Origin of the sequence: Caulobacter sp. 17J80-11 (genome assembly GCF_014349105.1) — a bacterium.
Lineage (GTDB): Bacteria > Pseudomonadota > Alphaproteobacteria > Caulobacterales > Caulobacteraceae > 17J80-11.
On the sequence record NZ_JACSJI010000012.1, the window covers coordinates 26,169 to 39,838 of the forward strand.

The window sequence follows — 13,670 nt, forward strand, 5'->3', positions numbered from 1 at the left end:
ATTGACACCGGTGTCAGAACGAGCGGGGCACAGGGACGAGCGTCGACGTCTTTCTAAGACGTGATGCGGGAACATCATCCGTCGAGCGTGCGAGTCACGTACGGCGGGCGCGAGGGGGGATTTATATGTCCAAGTTCACTGAGCGGCGCGCGCGCGCGCTACGATACGGCGTCGCCGTTTCCGTGATCGCCGCCGCCATGGGCGTGGCCGGCGCGGCCGCGGCCCAGAGCGCGCCGGCCGACGACGCCGAGAGCTCCGTCGAAGAAGTGGTGGTCACCGGCTTCCGCGGCAGCCTGCGCCAGGCCATCGACGTCAAGCGCCAGGAAACCGGTGTCGTCGACGCCATCATGGCCGAAGACATCGCCGACTTCCCCGACCTGAACCTGGCGGAATCGATCCAGCGCGTCCCGGGCGTCGCGATCGACCGTGACGCCGGCGAAGGTCGTTCGATCACCGTCCGCGGCCTGAGCGCCGACTTCACCCGCACCCGCATCAACGGCATGGAGGCCCAGGCCACCACCGGCGGCACCGACAGCTCCGGCGGCGCCAACCGCGGCCGCGGCTTCGACTTCAACGTCTTCGCGTCGGATCTCTTCAACAGCATCAAGATCTCGAAGACCGCCGCGGCCGAGACCGAAGAGGGCTCGCTCGGCGCTACGGTCGACCTGCAGACCTCGCGTCCGTTCGACTACAAAGACTTCACCATGGCCGGGTCGGCCCAGTACGGCTACAACGACCTGTCGCAGGAATACGACCCGCGCCTGGCCTTCCTGATCAGCGACCGCTTCGCGGACGGCAAGTTCGGCGCCCTGCTGTCGGTGGCCTACGGCAAGCGCAACCTGATCGAAGAGGGTTACAGCTCGGTGCGTTGGGACAACGGTCCCAGCAGCGGCGGCTTCTGCAGCCCCGTCGGCCACGTGCCGATCAACCCGACCGGCAGCTCCAACGGGGCCAGCGCCACCAACTGCTCCACCGGCAACCCGCGTCTGGCGAACACCCCCGGCAACCAGGCGATCTACGATCTGGCCACCGGCACCACGGCGTCGCCGGTGTTCCACCCGCGCCTGCCGCGTTACGGGCGTCTGACCCACTCGCAGGATCGCCTCGGCGTCACCGGCGCCCTGCAGTGGCGCCCGGCCGACTCCACCCTGATCAGCTACGAGCTGCTGTATTCGAAGCTCGACGCCACCCGTCAGGAAGACTTCCTCGAGGCCCTGTCGTTCAGCCGTAACGCCTCGGCCGGCGGCAAGACCCAGATCAACGTGCTGGACGCCGCGGTCGACAACGGCATGCTGGTCTACGGCCTGTTCGACAATGTCGACGTGCGCTCGGAGTCCCGCTACGACGAGCTGTCGACCGAGTTCACCCAGCACACCCTGTCGCTGGAGCACGACTTCACCGACAGCCTGCACGCCAAGGCCTATGTCGGCCAGGCGGTGTCGGACTTCAGCAACCCGATCCAGACCACGGTCACCTTCGACCGGACGAACACCGACGGCTATTCGTGGGATTACCGGCAGAACAGCAACCTGCCGCTGATCGACTACGGCTTCGACGTCACCGATCCGACCGCCTGGTCGTGGATCGGCGCCGGCGCGCCGGCCACCGCCCTGCCGACCTCGGAAATCCGCCTGCGTCCGAACGGGGTGAAGACCACCTTCCGCACCGCCCAGTTCGACCTGGCCTGGGATGTCGAGGACAACGTCACGCTGAAGACCGGCGTGAACTACAAGACCTTCCAGTCGGACTCGTACGACTTCCGCCGGACCCTGGAGACCTCCGTGCCGGCGCTGCCGGCCGGCACGACCCTGGCCGACATCTCGAACGTGCTGACCGGCTTCGGCCGCAACCTGGGCGCGCCGTCCGGCATCGACACGGCGTGGCTGCGTCCTGACCTCAACGCGATCGCGGACCTCTACAATATCTATTGTAACTGCGACACCGGCGTGCCGGGCGGCGACTTCCGCCTGACCAGCATCACCAACGGCAACGCCCGCGGCGGCAACCGCTCCGTCGAGGAGAAGGACCTCGCCGCCTACGTCCAGGTCGACTTCCGCACCGACCTGCCGATCTGGGACATGGGCCTGCGCGGCAACTTCGGCATTCGCCAGGCGAAGACCGAGATCTACGCCGAGGGCTACAGCTCGCAGGGCGGCGGCACCCTGGTGTGGGGCAAGCACGACTACACCGACACCCTGCCGTCGCTGAACCTGGCCCTGGACGTGACCGACGACATCGTGGTCCGCTTCGGCGCCGCGAAGGTCATGGCGCGCCCGCAGATCGGCAACACCCTGGCCGGGACCAACTACCTGGTGCCGACCACCTCGCTGGCCACCACCGGCACGACCTACACCGCCAGCAAGGGCAACGTGGAGCTGGAGCCGTTCCGCGCCAACACCCTCGACCTCAGCTTCGAGTGGTACTTCGCGCCGGAATCGCTCTTCTCGGTGGCGCTGTTCTACAAGGACATCGACTCCTACATCCAACTGCAGCGCCAGGACCTGCTGTACTCCCAGCTGAGCACGATCGATCCGGTCGCGTTCGACCCGGCGTTCTGCCCGGGGCCGATCCCGGGCGACCCGGCCAAGTGCTCCGCCAACTCGACCTTCCAGTACACCACGGCCTTCAACACCGAAGGCGGGCCGCTGAAGGGCTACGAGATCAGCTTCCAGCAGCCGTTCACCTTCCTGCCGGGCCCGTTCGACGGCCTGGGCGTGCAACTGAACTACACGCACGTCGAGTCCGAGATCGACTACTGCGCCAACGCGCTCTGCACGACCGTCATCACCAACGACATGGCCAGCCTGTCGCCGGAATCCTACAACGCGACGCTGTATTACGAGACCGACAAGCTCAGCGCGCGCGTCTCGGCGGCGTCCCGCGAAGGTTATCTGCAGAACGTTCCTGGGCGTAACAACAACTCCCTGGAAGGCAAGCAGGGCACCTTCAACGTCGACGTGTCGGCTTCGTATCGGTTCACCGACAACTTCACCGTGACGTTCGAAGGTCTGAACCTGACCGACGAGTTCAACGCCCAGTGGGTGGGCGACGAAACGCGCGAAAGCACGTCCGTCTATCACCACACCGGTCGCCAGTACTACTTCGGCTTCCGTTACAAGTACTAAGCGTACCCGTTTCCTCCTGAAACGAGAGGGGGCGTCGGGTTCGTCCTGACGCCCCTTACTTTTTGCCCGCGGCCCGTCAGTCTGGGCCGTTCTTTCGAGGAGCGCTTCGCGTGAACCCGTCCCGAGACGTCGTCTGCTTCGGCGAGGTGCTGATCCGCCTCACGGCGCCGGGAGCCGAGCTTCTGCTCCAGTCCAAGCGGCTGGAGGTCTGCTTCGGAGGAGCGGAGGCGAACCTGGCGGTGTCCCTGGCCCGCTTCGGCTGGCGCGCCGGGGTCGCCAGCGTGCTGCCCGACAACGCCCTGGGCCGCGCCGCTCTGGACGAACTGCGCCGCTATGGCGTGGATGTCTCCGGCCTGCGCTTCGCCGAGGGGCGCATGGGCCTCTACTTCCTCCAGCCCGGCGCGGTGCTGCGCCCGGCCGAAATCACCTACGACCGTGCGGGCTCGGCCTTCGCCGAGGCCCCGGCCGACCTGATCGACTGGGACCGCGAGCTGGCTGGTGTTCAATGGCTGCACCTGTCGGGCGTGACGCCGGCGGTCGGTCCGAACTCCGCCGCCGCGGCGCTGAACGCCGTGGCCGCCGCCCGTCGCCAGGGCGTGAAGGTCTCCTTCGACGGCAACTACCGCGCCAAGCTCTGGGCCGCGTGGAAGGGCGACGGGCCGGCGGTGCTGAAGGAGCTGATGTCGGGCGCCGACCTCGCCTTCGTCGACGACCGCGACATCGCGCTGGTGCTGGGCCGCGCCTTCACCGACGAGGACGCGGCCGCGCGCCGGAGAGCCGCCGCCGAGGCCGCCTTCGACGCCTTCCCGCATCTGCGGCGCATGGCCTCGACCTTCCGGACCACCCACGGCGTCGACCACCACGAGCTGTCGGGCGTCATGTTCACCCGCGGGGGCGGGGAGGTGCGTACCGGATCCTTCCACCTGACCGGCGTGGTCGACCGCATCGGCGGCGGCGACGCCTTCGCGGCCGGCCTGATGCACGGCCTGCTGTCGGGGATGGACGACCGCGCCGCCCTCGACTTCGGGGTCGCGGCCGGTTGCCTGAAGCACGCCGTCCCCGGCGATTTCAATCTGGTCGGCGCCGCCGAGGTCGAGGCGCTCCTCGCCGGCGGCGGCCTCGACGTCCGGCGCTGAGCACTTCCCCATGCCCAAGTCCGTATTCACCGACGCCTACCGCCTCCTCATCGAGGACCTGGTCGCCGCAAGGCGCGCCAAGAAGGTCAGCCAGGCCGAGCTGGCGTCGCGGCTCGCCAAGGTGAAGTCCTTCATCGCCAAGGTCGAACGCCGCGGCCGCCGCCTCGACGTGCTGGAGTTCTGCGCCGTCTCGCGCGCGCTCGGCTACGACGAGTCCGAACTGCTGGCCCGCGTGGTCGCCAGGCTGCCCCGCGAAATCGAGATCTGATCGCGCAGGGGACCGCCGCCTGACCGGCTTCCTGCCGCGAACGCGTCGCCCCTTGTCGCGCCCGGAGCGCGGCTATATGTCGAATATACGTTTCGTATATTCGAGGGCGGCCCGTGGGCATCGTGAACATCGAGGACGAGCTGCACGAGCAGCTGCGCCGGGCCAGCAAGGCGTCCTACCGGTCGATCAACGGCCAGGCGGCGTTCTGGATCAGGATCGGCATGCTCTGCGAGCTGAACCCGGAGCTCACCTTCCAGGAGCTGGTCGCGCGCGAGCTGAAGGCGGCCGGCGTCGACGCGCCGGATCTCGCGCCGGCCGTCCCATGACCAAGACCCCGGCCGAGGTCGAGCTGATGGCCGACGCGGGGCGCCTGCTGGCCTCGGTGTTCGCGCACCTCGACGCCCTGCCGCTGGCGGGCCTGAGCACGCTGCAGGTCAACGACCTGGTCGAGGCCTTCATCGTCGGGCGGCTGGGCGCCCGGCCGGCCAGCAAGGGCCAGTACGGCTACGGCTTCGTGCTGAACAGTTCGTGCAACGAGGTCGTCTGCCACGGCGTGCCGTCCGCAGACGAGGTCCTGCGGGACGGCGACATCGTCAACTTCGACATCACGCTGGAGAAGCACGGCTTCATCGCCGACTCCAGCAAGACCTACCTGATCGGCGACGTGGCCCCCGTGGCCCGGCGGCTGGTCCGCGCCACCTACGAGGCCATGTGGCAGGGCATCCGCGCCGTGCGCCCGGGCGCGAAGCTGGGCGACATCGGCCATGCCGTCGAGCGCCACGCCAAGCGCAACGGCTATTCGGTCGTGCGCGACTACTGCGGCCACGGCATCGGGCGCGAGATGCACGAGGCGCCGCAGGTGCTGCACTTCGGACGGCCGGGCACGGGCCTCACCCTGCGCGAGGGCATGGTCTTCACCATCGAACCCATGCTGAACCAGGGCCGCCGCGCGGTCCGCACCGAAGACGACGGCTGGACGGTGGTCACCAGCGACGGAAAGCTCTCCGCCCAGTTCGAACACACGGTCGCGGTCACCCGCGACGGCGTGCGCGTTCTGACCCTGCGGCCGGAGGAGGGCAGGGCGGCGGCGTAGGCGGGTGCGCCCCCGCTCACCCCGCCGGCGCGATCGTCAGCTCCGCTTGCAGCCGCAGCGGCCGGTCGACCGGCACGGCGTAGGGCGTGCGGCCGGGGAAGGCGCAGGTCTGCATGCTGAGCTCGCGGCGCAGCACCCACCTGTTCAACGGCGCGCCCTGGGCGCGACAGGCGAGGGTGACCTTCCAGTTCGGCAGGCCCTCTTCTTTCGGCCAGGCGAAGGTCAGGGCCTCGCCGGCGGCCAGCACGGCGTTGGTCGGCTCGACCGCCTTGCCGTCGGAAGCGAAGCTCAGCTTGTCGTTGTGCACGAAGCGCACCGAGAAGCCGCTGTACTCCTTCTCGTCGTCGGTGCCGGCCAGCGCCAGGCCGGGCTGAAGCGCGGTCAGGGTGGTGTCGAAGGCCAGCTTGCGCGCGCCCTTCTTCAGCTTCGGCACGGTGACCACGGTGGTCTCGGCGAACAGCAGGGTGTGTTCGCCGCCGGCGGTCGAAACCCAGTCGGTCTTCACGGTCAGCCGCACCGAGCCGTCCGGCTGGGGCGCGTACTCCACGCCCTTGGACTGGAAGGTGACGTCCTTCATCACCCAGGTGTCGCCGATCTGGACGCCGTCCTTCAGGATCCGCCGCCAGGCCCAGTAGACGCCGCGCTGGTGCAGGTGGTCGGCCGGCCGGTCCTCGGTCAGCACCGTGCCGTCGGGCGCGTACAGCGGCTGGACGTAGTTCAGCCGCCAGGGCTCGGCCGCCGCATCGACCGGGGCGGTGCGGTAGAACAGCACCGGTTGCGCCTCGTCCAGGATCTGCACGCCCGACGGCCCGATCTCCGCATGCAGCGGGCCGCCGGCCCAAGCCGGGGCGGCGAACAGGGCGGAGGCCGCGAGCAGGGCGGCGATGAAGCTCTTTGGGCGCATGGGCGGCATCTCGCGCGGTAACCGGTGTCATTTTCAGCATAGCCGTTCGCGCGGCGGGAGCCAGCCCTCACGAGACGCGGAACTCGCGCCCCGGTCTCGCCTGTTCTCGGACGGGAGTCGCGCATGAAGCTTGTCGTTTTCGGCCTGACCATCAGTTCGTCCTGGGGCAACGGCCACGCCACATTGTGGCGGGGGCTGGTCCGCGCCCTGGCCGCGCGCGGCTGCAAGGTGGTGTTCTTCGAGCGCGACGTTTCCTGGTACGCCCAGCACCGCGACCTGGCCGAGCCGCCCGGGGCCGAGCTGATCCTCTATTCCGACTGGGACAGCGTGCGGGGCCTGGCCGAGCGGCACGTGCGCGACGCCGACGCGGCGATGGTCACGTCGTATTGCCCCGACGCGCGGGCGGCGTCGGACCTGGTCTGCGAGCGGGCGGTGCAGGCCCTGTTCTACGACATGGACACCCCGGTCACCCTCTCGCGCCTGGAGGCCGGGGAGGCGGTCGACTACCTGCCCGCGCAAGGCCTGGACGCTTTCGACCTGGTGCTGAGCTACACCGGGGGGCGGGCCCTGACCGAGCTCAAGCGGCGGCTGGGCGCGCGCCGCACCGCGCCGCTGTACGGCCACGTCGACCCCCAGACCCACCGGCCGACCGCGCCGCGCGAGCGCTTCCGCTGCGCGCTGTCCTACCTGGGCACCTTCGCCGGCGACCGCCAGGCGACGGTGAAGACCCTGTTCGCCGAGCCGGCCCAGCGCCGGCCCGACCTGCGTTTCGTGCTGGGCGGCTCGGGCTACGGCGCCGACTTTCCGTGGTCGGACAATATCTGGTTCATGGACCACGTCGCCCCGCCGGACCACGCGGCCTTCTTTTCCTCCTCGGCCCTGACCCTGAACGCCACGCGTCGCGACATGGCGGCCATGGGCTGGTGCCCGTCGGGGCGGCTGTTCGAGGCGGCCGCCTGCGGCACGCCGGTGCTGAGCGACGCCTGGGAGGGGCTGGACAGCTTCTTCACGCCGGGGCGGGAGATCCTGATCGCGAACGACGCCGACGACGCCCTGGCCGCGCTGGACCTGGGCGAGACCGAGCTGGCCAAGGTCGGGCGCCGCGCCCGCGAACGGGTGCTGGACGAGCACACCTCCAGCCGCCGAGCGCATGAGCTGTTGACCCTGCTGTCGTCGCGCACCACCGGGCCGGCGGCCGAGACCGGCCTGGCGAGGGGGCTTTAGAGCATGTGGGGCATCGTTCCCGCCGCCGGCCAGGGCACCCGCATCCAGCCGCTGGCCTTCTCCAAGGAGCTGCTGCCCGTCGGCGTGCGCCGCGAGGGCGCCGCCGAGCGCCCCCGCGCCGCCAGCGAATACCTGCTGGACCGCCTGGAGCGGGGCGGGGCGACCAAGGTCTGCTTCGTCATCGCGCCGGGCAAGACCGACATCCTGCGCTACTACGGCGCCCGGGTTGGCCAGCTCGATCTCGCCTATGTGGTCCAGCCCGCGCCGGCGGGCCTGTGCGACGCGGTGTTCCGGGCCCTGCCGCTGATCCATCCGGACGAGCCGGTGGCGGTGGGCCTGCCCGACACCGTCTGGTTCCCGGAGGACGCTCTGGCGCGCCTGCCCGACGACCGCCTGGCCTTCCTGCTGTTCCCGGTCGACCGGCCCGAGAACTTCGACGCGGTGCTGACCGACGCCGACGGGCGGGTGCGCGAGATCCAGGTGAAGTCGCCCGACGCCCAGACCCGCTGGGTCTGGGGCGCCTTCAAGATGCCCGGACGGGTGTTCCACGCCCTGCACGCCCTGTGGCTGGAGCGCGACCGCGAGGACGAATACTTCGGCGGCCTGATCAACGCCTGGATCGCCGGCGGCGGCGAGGCGGTCGGCGTCCCCGCCGGCGCCCGCTACGTCGACGTCGGCACCCTGCATGGATACCGCGAGGCGCTTAGTTTGCTGTCGGACACTCAGGAGGCCTAGCTCAGGGTCATCCCACACGCCGCCAGGTGCCCCGCCAGCTCCGCGCGCACTCGTTCCAGGCCTTCCGGGCTGTCAGCTTCGCAGCGGCAGGTCAGCTTGGCCTCGGTGCCTGAGGCGCGTAGCAGCCACCAGCCGTCGGCGGTGTCGATGCGCAGGCCCAGCGCCGGGTCGACCTCCGCGCCGGCCCCGTTCAGGCGCGCGGCCACCGCGGCCACCACCGCCGCCTTGCGCGGCTCGGGGCAGGGCAGGCGCAGCTCCGGCGTGGAGAAGGCCGGCGGCAGGCCGTCGCGGAAGGCGGTCAGGTCGCGGCCCTGCGAGACGGCGACGAGCACCCGCACGGCGGCGTAGAGCGCGTCGTCGACCCCGTTCCAGTCGGCGCCGAAGAACACGTGGCCGCTCAGCTCGCCGGCCAGGGCCGCGCCGTGGCGGCGCATGGCCTCGCGCACCAGCACATAACCGGATGGCGCCATCTCGGCCCGACCGCCCGCGCGCGCCACGCCGTCGAACACCACCCGGCTGCACTTGACGTCGGCGACCACCGTCGCGCCCGGCCGGCCCGCGAGCAGGTCCTGCGCCAGGAACAGCAAGAGCTGGTCGGCCCACACCGTCCGGCCCTTGGCGTCGACCACGCCGATGCGGTCGCCGTCGCCGTCGAAGGCCAGCCCAAGGTCGCAGCCCTCGCGCACGACCAGCTCGGCCAGGTCGGCCAGGTTGGCCTCCACCGCTGGGTCCGGATGATGGTTGGGAAACCGCCCGTCCACCTCGGCGTGGATCACCCGGTGCTCGCCGGGCAGCCGCGCGACCAGCCGCTGGACGGCCGGCCCGGTCGAGCCGTTGCCGCAATCCCACGCGACCTTCAGCGGGCGCACCGCCGCGGCGGCTTCCAGGAGAGCCGCGACATAGGCCGGCATCACCTCGGCCTCGCAGGCGCGGCCGCCCGGCGCTTCGCGGCCGGGCTTGGCGACCAGGGCCTTGAGCGCCGAGCCGTGCACCCGCTCGCCGCCCATCATCAGCTTGAAGCCGTTCTCCTCGGCCGGGTTGTGCGAGGCGGTGACCATCACCCCGCCGTCCAGGCCGCGTGCGTGCACCGCGAAGGCCAGCATGGGCGTCGGCCCCAGGCCCACGCGCTCGACCTCCATCCCGCCCTCGACCAGACCGGCGACCAGCGCCCGTTCCAGCCTGGGCGACGAGGTGCGCCCGTCGCGCGCCACGCCGATCCGCACCAGGCCCAGTTCGCGCGCGGCCTGCGCGTAGGAGCGCCCCAGCGCCTGCGCTTCCGCTTCGCCGAAGTGCCGGTCGACCACGCCGCGTACGTCGTAGGCGCGCACCGCCTCCGGCGCGATCCGGGCCGTTCGGGATGGGAAGGGGGCCGCCGCGCGATCGTCCATGACGCCTCCGCACCGTACGCGCGGGAACAGCCGCCGCCGGGGTCGGGCCGCCAACCTCAGGCGCGCGACGCGAGTTCCGGAACACGGCGCCGGAACCGTCACGGCCGCCCGCTTCTTGTGAGCCGGCGCCGCCAGAGGTTTCCCGTGACGCGTCCCGCCCGGCTCGAACCAGCCGCATCCTCCGACAGCCTGCTCGACCGGCTCGCCGCCGGGGCGGTCGTGGCCGACCGGATCGCCCTGGTCGCCGCCCATCCCGACGACGAGATCCTGGGCCTGGGCGGCCGGCTGGACCGCATGCCGGACCTCCGGATCATCCATTTGACCGACGGCGCGCCGCTGGACGGCGCCGACGCGCGGCGCGCGGGCTTTGATTGCCCCCCGGCTTACGCCGAAGCGCGCCGGCGCGAACTGGACGCCGCCCTCGAAGCGGCCGGCGCCGAGCCCGAGCGCCGGGCCTACGACGTGTCCGACCAGACCACGGTGCGCCGCCTCGCCGAGCTGGCCCGGCGGCTCGCGGAAGACCTCGCCGACCGGGAGGCGGTGTTCACCCATCCCTACGAAGGCGGCCACCCGGACCACGACGCCGCCGCCTTTGCGGCGGCCGCCGCCGTGCGCCTGCTGGCCCGGGCCGGACGGGCGGCGCCCCGACGCTACGAGTTCGCCTCCTACCACCGCGGTCCGCAGGGCCGGGTCGCGGGAGCTTTCCACGCAGATCCGGGGCGGCCGGAGACGCTGGCGGTGCTCTCGACGGACGACCGGCGGCGCAAGGCTCGGGCGCTGGCGGCCTTTCGTACGCAAGGCGACGTGGCCGCCTGGTTTCCGCAGGGCGTGGAGCGCTGGCGGAGCGCGCCCGACTACGACTTCACCCGCCCGCCGCCGCCGGGCGGCTGCCTCTACGACGAGTTCGGCTGGGCCATCACGGGCGAGGTCTGGCGGGGCCATGCGCGCGCGGCGCTGGCCGACCTGGAGCTCGCGCCATGACCGGTCCCACCGTCCTCAGCGTCGCCTATCCCTTCGCCCCGGTCGGCCCCGACCCGGTCGGCGGAGCCGAGCAGATCCTGACCCGGCTGGACCGGGCGGTGGTCGAGGCGGGCGGACGCTCGGTCGTTGTGGCCGTCGAGGGCTCGCAGCCGGCCGGCGAGCTCATTCCGCTGCCCCGCGTGAAGGGCGAGGTCGACGGGGCGGCGCGGCGCGCCGTGCACGAGCGTTTGCGCGCGATCCTGGCCGAGGCTGTCGCGGAGGTGCGTCCCGATGTCGTCCACCTGCACGGGATCGACTTCGACGCCTATTTGCCCGAGGCCGGGCCGCCGGTGGTGGCCACCCTGCACCTGCCGCTCGACTGGTATGCGCCGGCGGCGCTCAGGCCCGTGCGGCCCAACACCTGGCTGGTGCCGGTTTCGCGTCGGCAGGCCGGCGACACGGTGGACGCGCGCATGCTGCCTCCGATCGAGAACGGCGTGGAGGTCGACGCCTTCTCGCCCGACCGCAAGCGCGGCTTCGCCTTCGCGCTTGGGCGGATCTGCCCGGAGAAGGGGTTCCACCTGGCGCTGGACGCCGCCAAGGCCGCGGGCCGGCCGATGGTGCTGGCCGGCGAGGTGTTTCCCTACGCCGCTCACCGCGCCTACTTCGAGCAGGAGATCGCGCCACGGCTGGACCGCGCCCGCCGCTGGGCCGGGCCGGTTGCGGGCGCCTACAAGCGCCGACTGCTCGCCGCGGCGCGCTGTCTGCTGGTCCCCAGCCTGTGTGAGGAGACCTCCTCGCTTGTCGCGCGCGAGGCGCTGGCCGCCGGCACGCCGGTGATCGCCTTCCCCCGCGGCGCCTTGCCTGAGGTGGTCGAGCACGGCCGGACCGGCTTTCTGGTCAAGGACGTCCACGACATGGCCCAGGCGCTGAACCGGGTCGACGACCTGGATCCGGACGACTGCCGCGAGACCGCCCGCGCGCGCTTCTCGGCCCGCGCCATGACGGACGCCTACCTGGCCCTCTACCGCCGTCTCGCCGCGGAGCGGGTTCGTGCCGGCTAGGCTCGGCGTGCGCTGGACGATAGGCGACGTCAGCCCGGCGGGCTTCGAGGCCCTGCAGATCTCCGTAGCCAGCGCCGTGCGCCTGTTCGGACGCGAGACCGCCTATGCGGTGGTGGTCAACGGCATGAGCCCGGCCGAGGCGGCCCGGCGCACCGGCGACGTGCCGGACGAGGTCGCCTGGCTCTCCGCGCCGAAGCTCCCGCCCGACGTGCTCGCGCCCTACCTCGGGGCCGGCATGGCCGAGGGCACGGCCTGGAAGTTCGCGCCGCTCCACGTCTTTCCCGACCGGCACGAACTGGCGCTCGACAACGACGTCATCCTCTGGGAGGCGCCGGAGGCGGTCCGGCGCTGGCTCGAGGAAGGCGATCCGCACGCGCGGGTCATCGCCGCCGACGTGAAGCCCGCGCACGGCCGCTTCGCCGACCTGTGCGGGCCCGAGCCGCGCAATTCCGGCATCCGCGGCACCCCGCCGGGGTTCGACCTGGGCGAAGCGCTGGGCCGGGTGCTGGCGATGAAGCCCGAGGTGCTGCACTCCGAGCTGGACGAGCAGGGCCTGCAGATCGCCGCCCTGTCGTTGGACCGGCCGCCGCTGGTGGTGACCACCGAGGAGGTCAGCATCTGCTCGCCCTTCCATCCGCATCAGCCTCAGCCCGGCCGCTGCGGCGCGCACTTCGTGGGGCTGAACGCGCGCGACCTGCCGTGGCGGTGGTACGACCGCCCGGCCACCGAGGTGCGGCTGGAGCACTGGCGCGACCTGCTGCCCGAAATGCGCCGCCGCGCCGGCCTTAGCGCCGCATGAGCCGCCGGCGGTACTGTGGCTGGTCCACCGCGCCCCATGCGTACTTGTAGGGCTCGCGGCCGCGCAGGAATTCGAAGGAGACGCAGCCCTCGCGCACGGCCTGCTCGATCGCGTGACGCATGATCAGGGCGCCAGGGCTGGCCTCGGCGAACTCGGGATCGAAGCCGCCGATGTAGGCGTAGGCCCGGCCGCGGAGCTGGAAGCCGTAGAACGCGGCCGCCGCCCGGCCGTCGATCTGCAGCAGGTAGAGGCGTAGCCACCCCTCGGCCAGGAAGGCGCGGGCGACCGCCCGGTGAAAGTCCTGGACCTGCGGGTCGGACAGGCCCGCGCCGCTTTCGCCGGCCCAGCGGGCCGCGTGCAGGCGCAGCAGGGTGTCGAAGTCTTCCGCCAGCGTCGCCTCGGTGGCGGTGGTGACGTTCACTGTGCCCAGGCGCTTGGCCCGGCGTCGGGCGTTGGACAGGTTGCCCCGCAGGCGCTTGGTGAGGCCGGAGATCAGAGCGTCGGTGGTGTCCGGCAGGAGAAGGCCGGGCGCGGGCTCTTCGGCCTCGACCGTGTCGCGCCAGCCCGCGAGGGCGGCCGGTTCGAGCAGGGCCGAGCCTGTCGGCAGGTCGCGGAAATCGCAGGCGTCCCACAGGTCCGAGCGCCGGGCCAGGTGCTCGAACACCGTCTGTCCGCAGGCCCCCGGCGCGTCCAGCCGATCGCTCACGCCGTTGCCGAGCAGGGTCGCCTGCCGGGCCCCGGACTGCGGGTCGGCGTAGATGAAGAAGGGGGCGACCCCGTCCAGCCGGCCGTCGCCGCCGCGCAGGGCCAGCACCCACAGGCCTGACGTCCCGAACCGTTCGGTCCAGGGCAGGAGCCAGGCGGGCGACTGGAAGGGGCCGGCGTCGGGCAGGCGCTCCCACAGCGCGCGCCACTCGGGCTCCAGCGCGGCCAGACCGTCCAGCGTGCGGATCTCCTCGACCTGAAGGCCCACC

General features: G+C 71.7%; 13 protein-coding genes. 10 read left to right on the forward strand and 3 right to left on the reverse strand.

All coding sequences use genetic code 11. The features are described 5' to 3' along the window. The first annotated feature begins 125 nt into the window (after positions 1-125). The 5 genes from H8B08_RS13035 to map all read left to right on the forward strand — a co-directional run bounded on the left by H8B08_RS13035 (position 126) and on the right by map (position 5,622). Positions 126-3,125 carry a TonB-dependent receptor gene (locus tag H8B08_RS13035; protein WP_187450630.1) on the forward strand — a complete coding sequence of 1,000 codons (3,000 nt, stop codon included), beginning with the start codon at positions 126-128 and terminating at the stop codon, positions 3,123-3,125. A gap of 110 nt (positions 3,126-3,235) precedes the next feature. After that, positions 3,236-4,261, forward strand: coding sequence for a sugar kinase (locus H8B08_RS13040; protein ID WP_187450631.1), 1,026 nt, complete (start codon positions 3,236-3,238; stop codon positions 4,259-4,261). A 10-nt stretch (positions 4,262-4,271) separates the two neighbouring features. Next, positions 4,272-4,529 (forward strand): helix-turn-helix domain-containing protein, encoded by a 258-nt coding sequence (locus H8B08_RS13045; protein ID WP_163260607.1) that lies wholly within the window; start codon positions 4,272-4,274, stop codon positions 4,527-4,529. 113 nt (positions 4,530-4,642) lie between these two features. Next, the gene (locus tag H8B08_RS13050) at positions 4,643-4,855 is read left to right on the forward strand and encodes a ParD-like family protein (RefSeq protein ID WP_187450632.1); all 213 of its coding nucleotides are present in this window, start codon (positions 4,643-4,645) and stop codon (positions 4,853-4,855) included. Beyond that, positions 4,852-5,622: a type I methionyl aminopeptidase gene (map, locus tag H8B08_RS13055; RefSeq protein WP_187450633.1), complete on the forward strand. Its 771-nt coding sequence runs from the start codon at positions 4,852-4,854 to the stop codon at positions 5,620-5,622. Before H8B08_RS13050 ends, map begins: the two co-directional genes overlap by 4 nt. Positions 5,623-5,638: 16 nt before the next feature. Here map and H8B08_RS13060 read toward each other — a convergent pair whose 3' ends face one another. After that, positions 5,639-6,526 carry a DUF6807 family protein gene (locus tag H8B08_RS13060; protein WP_187450634.1) on the reverse strand — a complete coding sequence of 296 codons (888 nt, stop codon included), beginning with the start codon at positions 6,524-6,526 and terminating at the stop codon, positions 5,639-5,641. Between the two features lie 123 nt (positions 6,527-6,649). Here H8B08_RS13060 and H8B08_RS13065 point away from each other — a divergent pair, with 123 nt between their 5' ends. Next, the gene (locus tag H8B08_RS13065; protein WP_187450635.1) at positions 6,650-7,750 is read left to right on the forward strand and encodes a glycosyltransferase; all 1,101 of its coding nucleotides are present in this window, start codon (positions 6,650-6,652) and stop codon (positions 7,748-7,750) included. Positions 7,751-7,753: 3 nt separating this feature from the next. Next, positions 7,754-8,485 (forward strand): sugar phosphate nucleotidyltransferase, encoded by a 732-nt coding sequence (locus H8B08_RS13070; RefSeq protein ID WP_187450636.1) that lies wholly within the window; start codon positions 7,754-7,756, stop codon positions 8,483-8,485. Here the strand turns inward: H8B08_RS13070 and H8B08_RS13075 are convergent. Beyond that, a complete protein-coding gene (locus H8B08_RS13075; RefSeq protein WP_187450637.1) occupies positions 8,482-9,873 on the reverse strand; it encodes a phosphomannomutase/phosphoglucomutase in 1,392 nt (463 codons plus the stop codon). The genes H8B08_RS13070 and H8B08_RS13075 overlap by 4 nt on opposite strands. 144 nt (positions 9,874-10,017) lie before the next feature. Here H8B08_RS13075 and H8B08_RS13080 point away from each other — a divergent pair, with 144 nt between their 5' ends. Genes H8B08_RS13080 through H8B08_RS13090 form a run of 3 tightly spaced genes read left to right on the forward strand, consistent with a single transcriptional unit; the run spans position 10,018 to position 12,696 of the window. Then, the gene (locus H8B08_RS13080; protein WP_187450638.1) at positions 10,018-10,854 is read left to right on the forward strand and encodes a PIG-L family deacetylase; all 837 of its coding nucleotides are present in this window, start codon (positions 10,018-10,020) and stop codon (positions 10,852-10,854) included. Next, on the forward strand, positions 10,851-11,897 hold the full coding sequence (locus H8B08_RS13085; protein WP_187450639.1) for a glycosyltransferase: 1,047 nt from the start codon (positions 10,851-10,853) through the stop codon (positions 11,895-11,897). Before H8B08_RS13080 ends, H8B08_RS13085 begins: the two co-directional genes overlap by 4 nt. Next, positions 11,887-12,696, forward strand: a complete 810-nt coding sequence (locus H8B08_RS13090) for a hypothetical protein (protein ID WP_187450640.1) — start codon at positions 11,887-11,889, stop codon at positions 12,694-12,696. The genes H8B08_RS13085 and H8B08_RS13090 overlap by 11 nt, the downstream gene beginning before the upstream one ends. On the opposite strand, the gene H8B08_RS13095 is transcribed toward H8B08_RS13090, so the two are convergent. Then, positions 12,683-13,669, reverse strand: a complete 987-nt coding sequence (locus H8B08_RS13095; RefSeq protein ID WP_187450641.1) for a GNAT family N-acetyltransferase — start codon at positions 13,667-13,669, stop codon at positions 12,683-12,685. The two genes, H8B08_RS13090 and H8B08_RS13095, sit on opposite strands and share 14 nt — an antisense overlap. Between the last annotated feature and the right edge of the window lies 1 nt (position 13,670).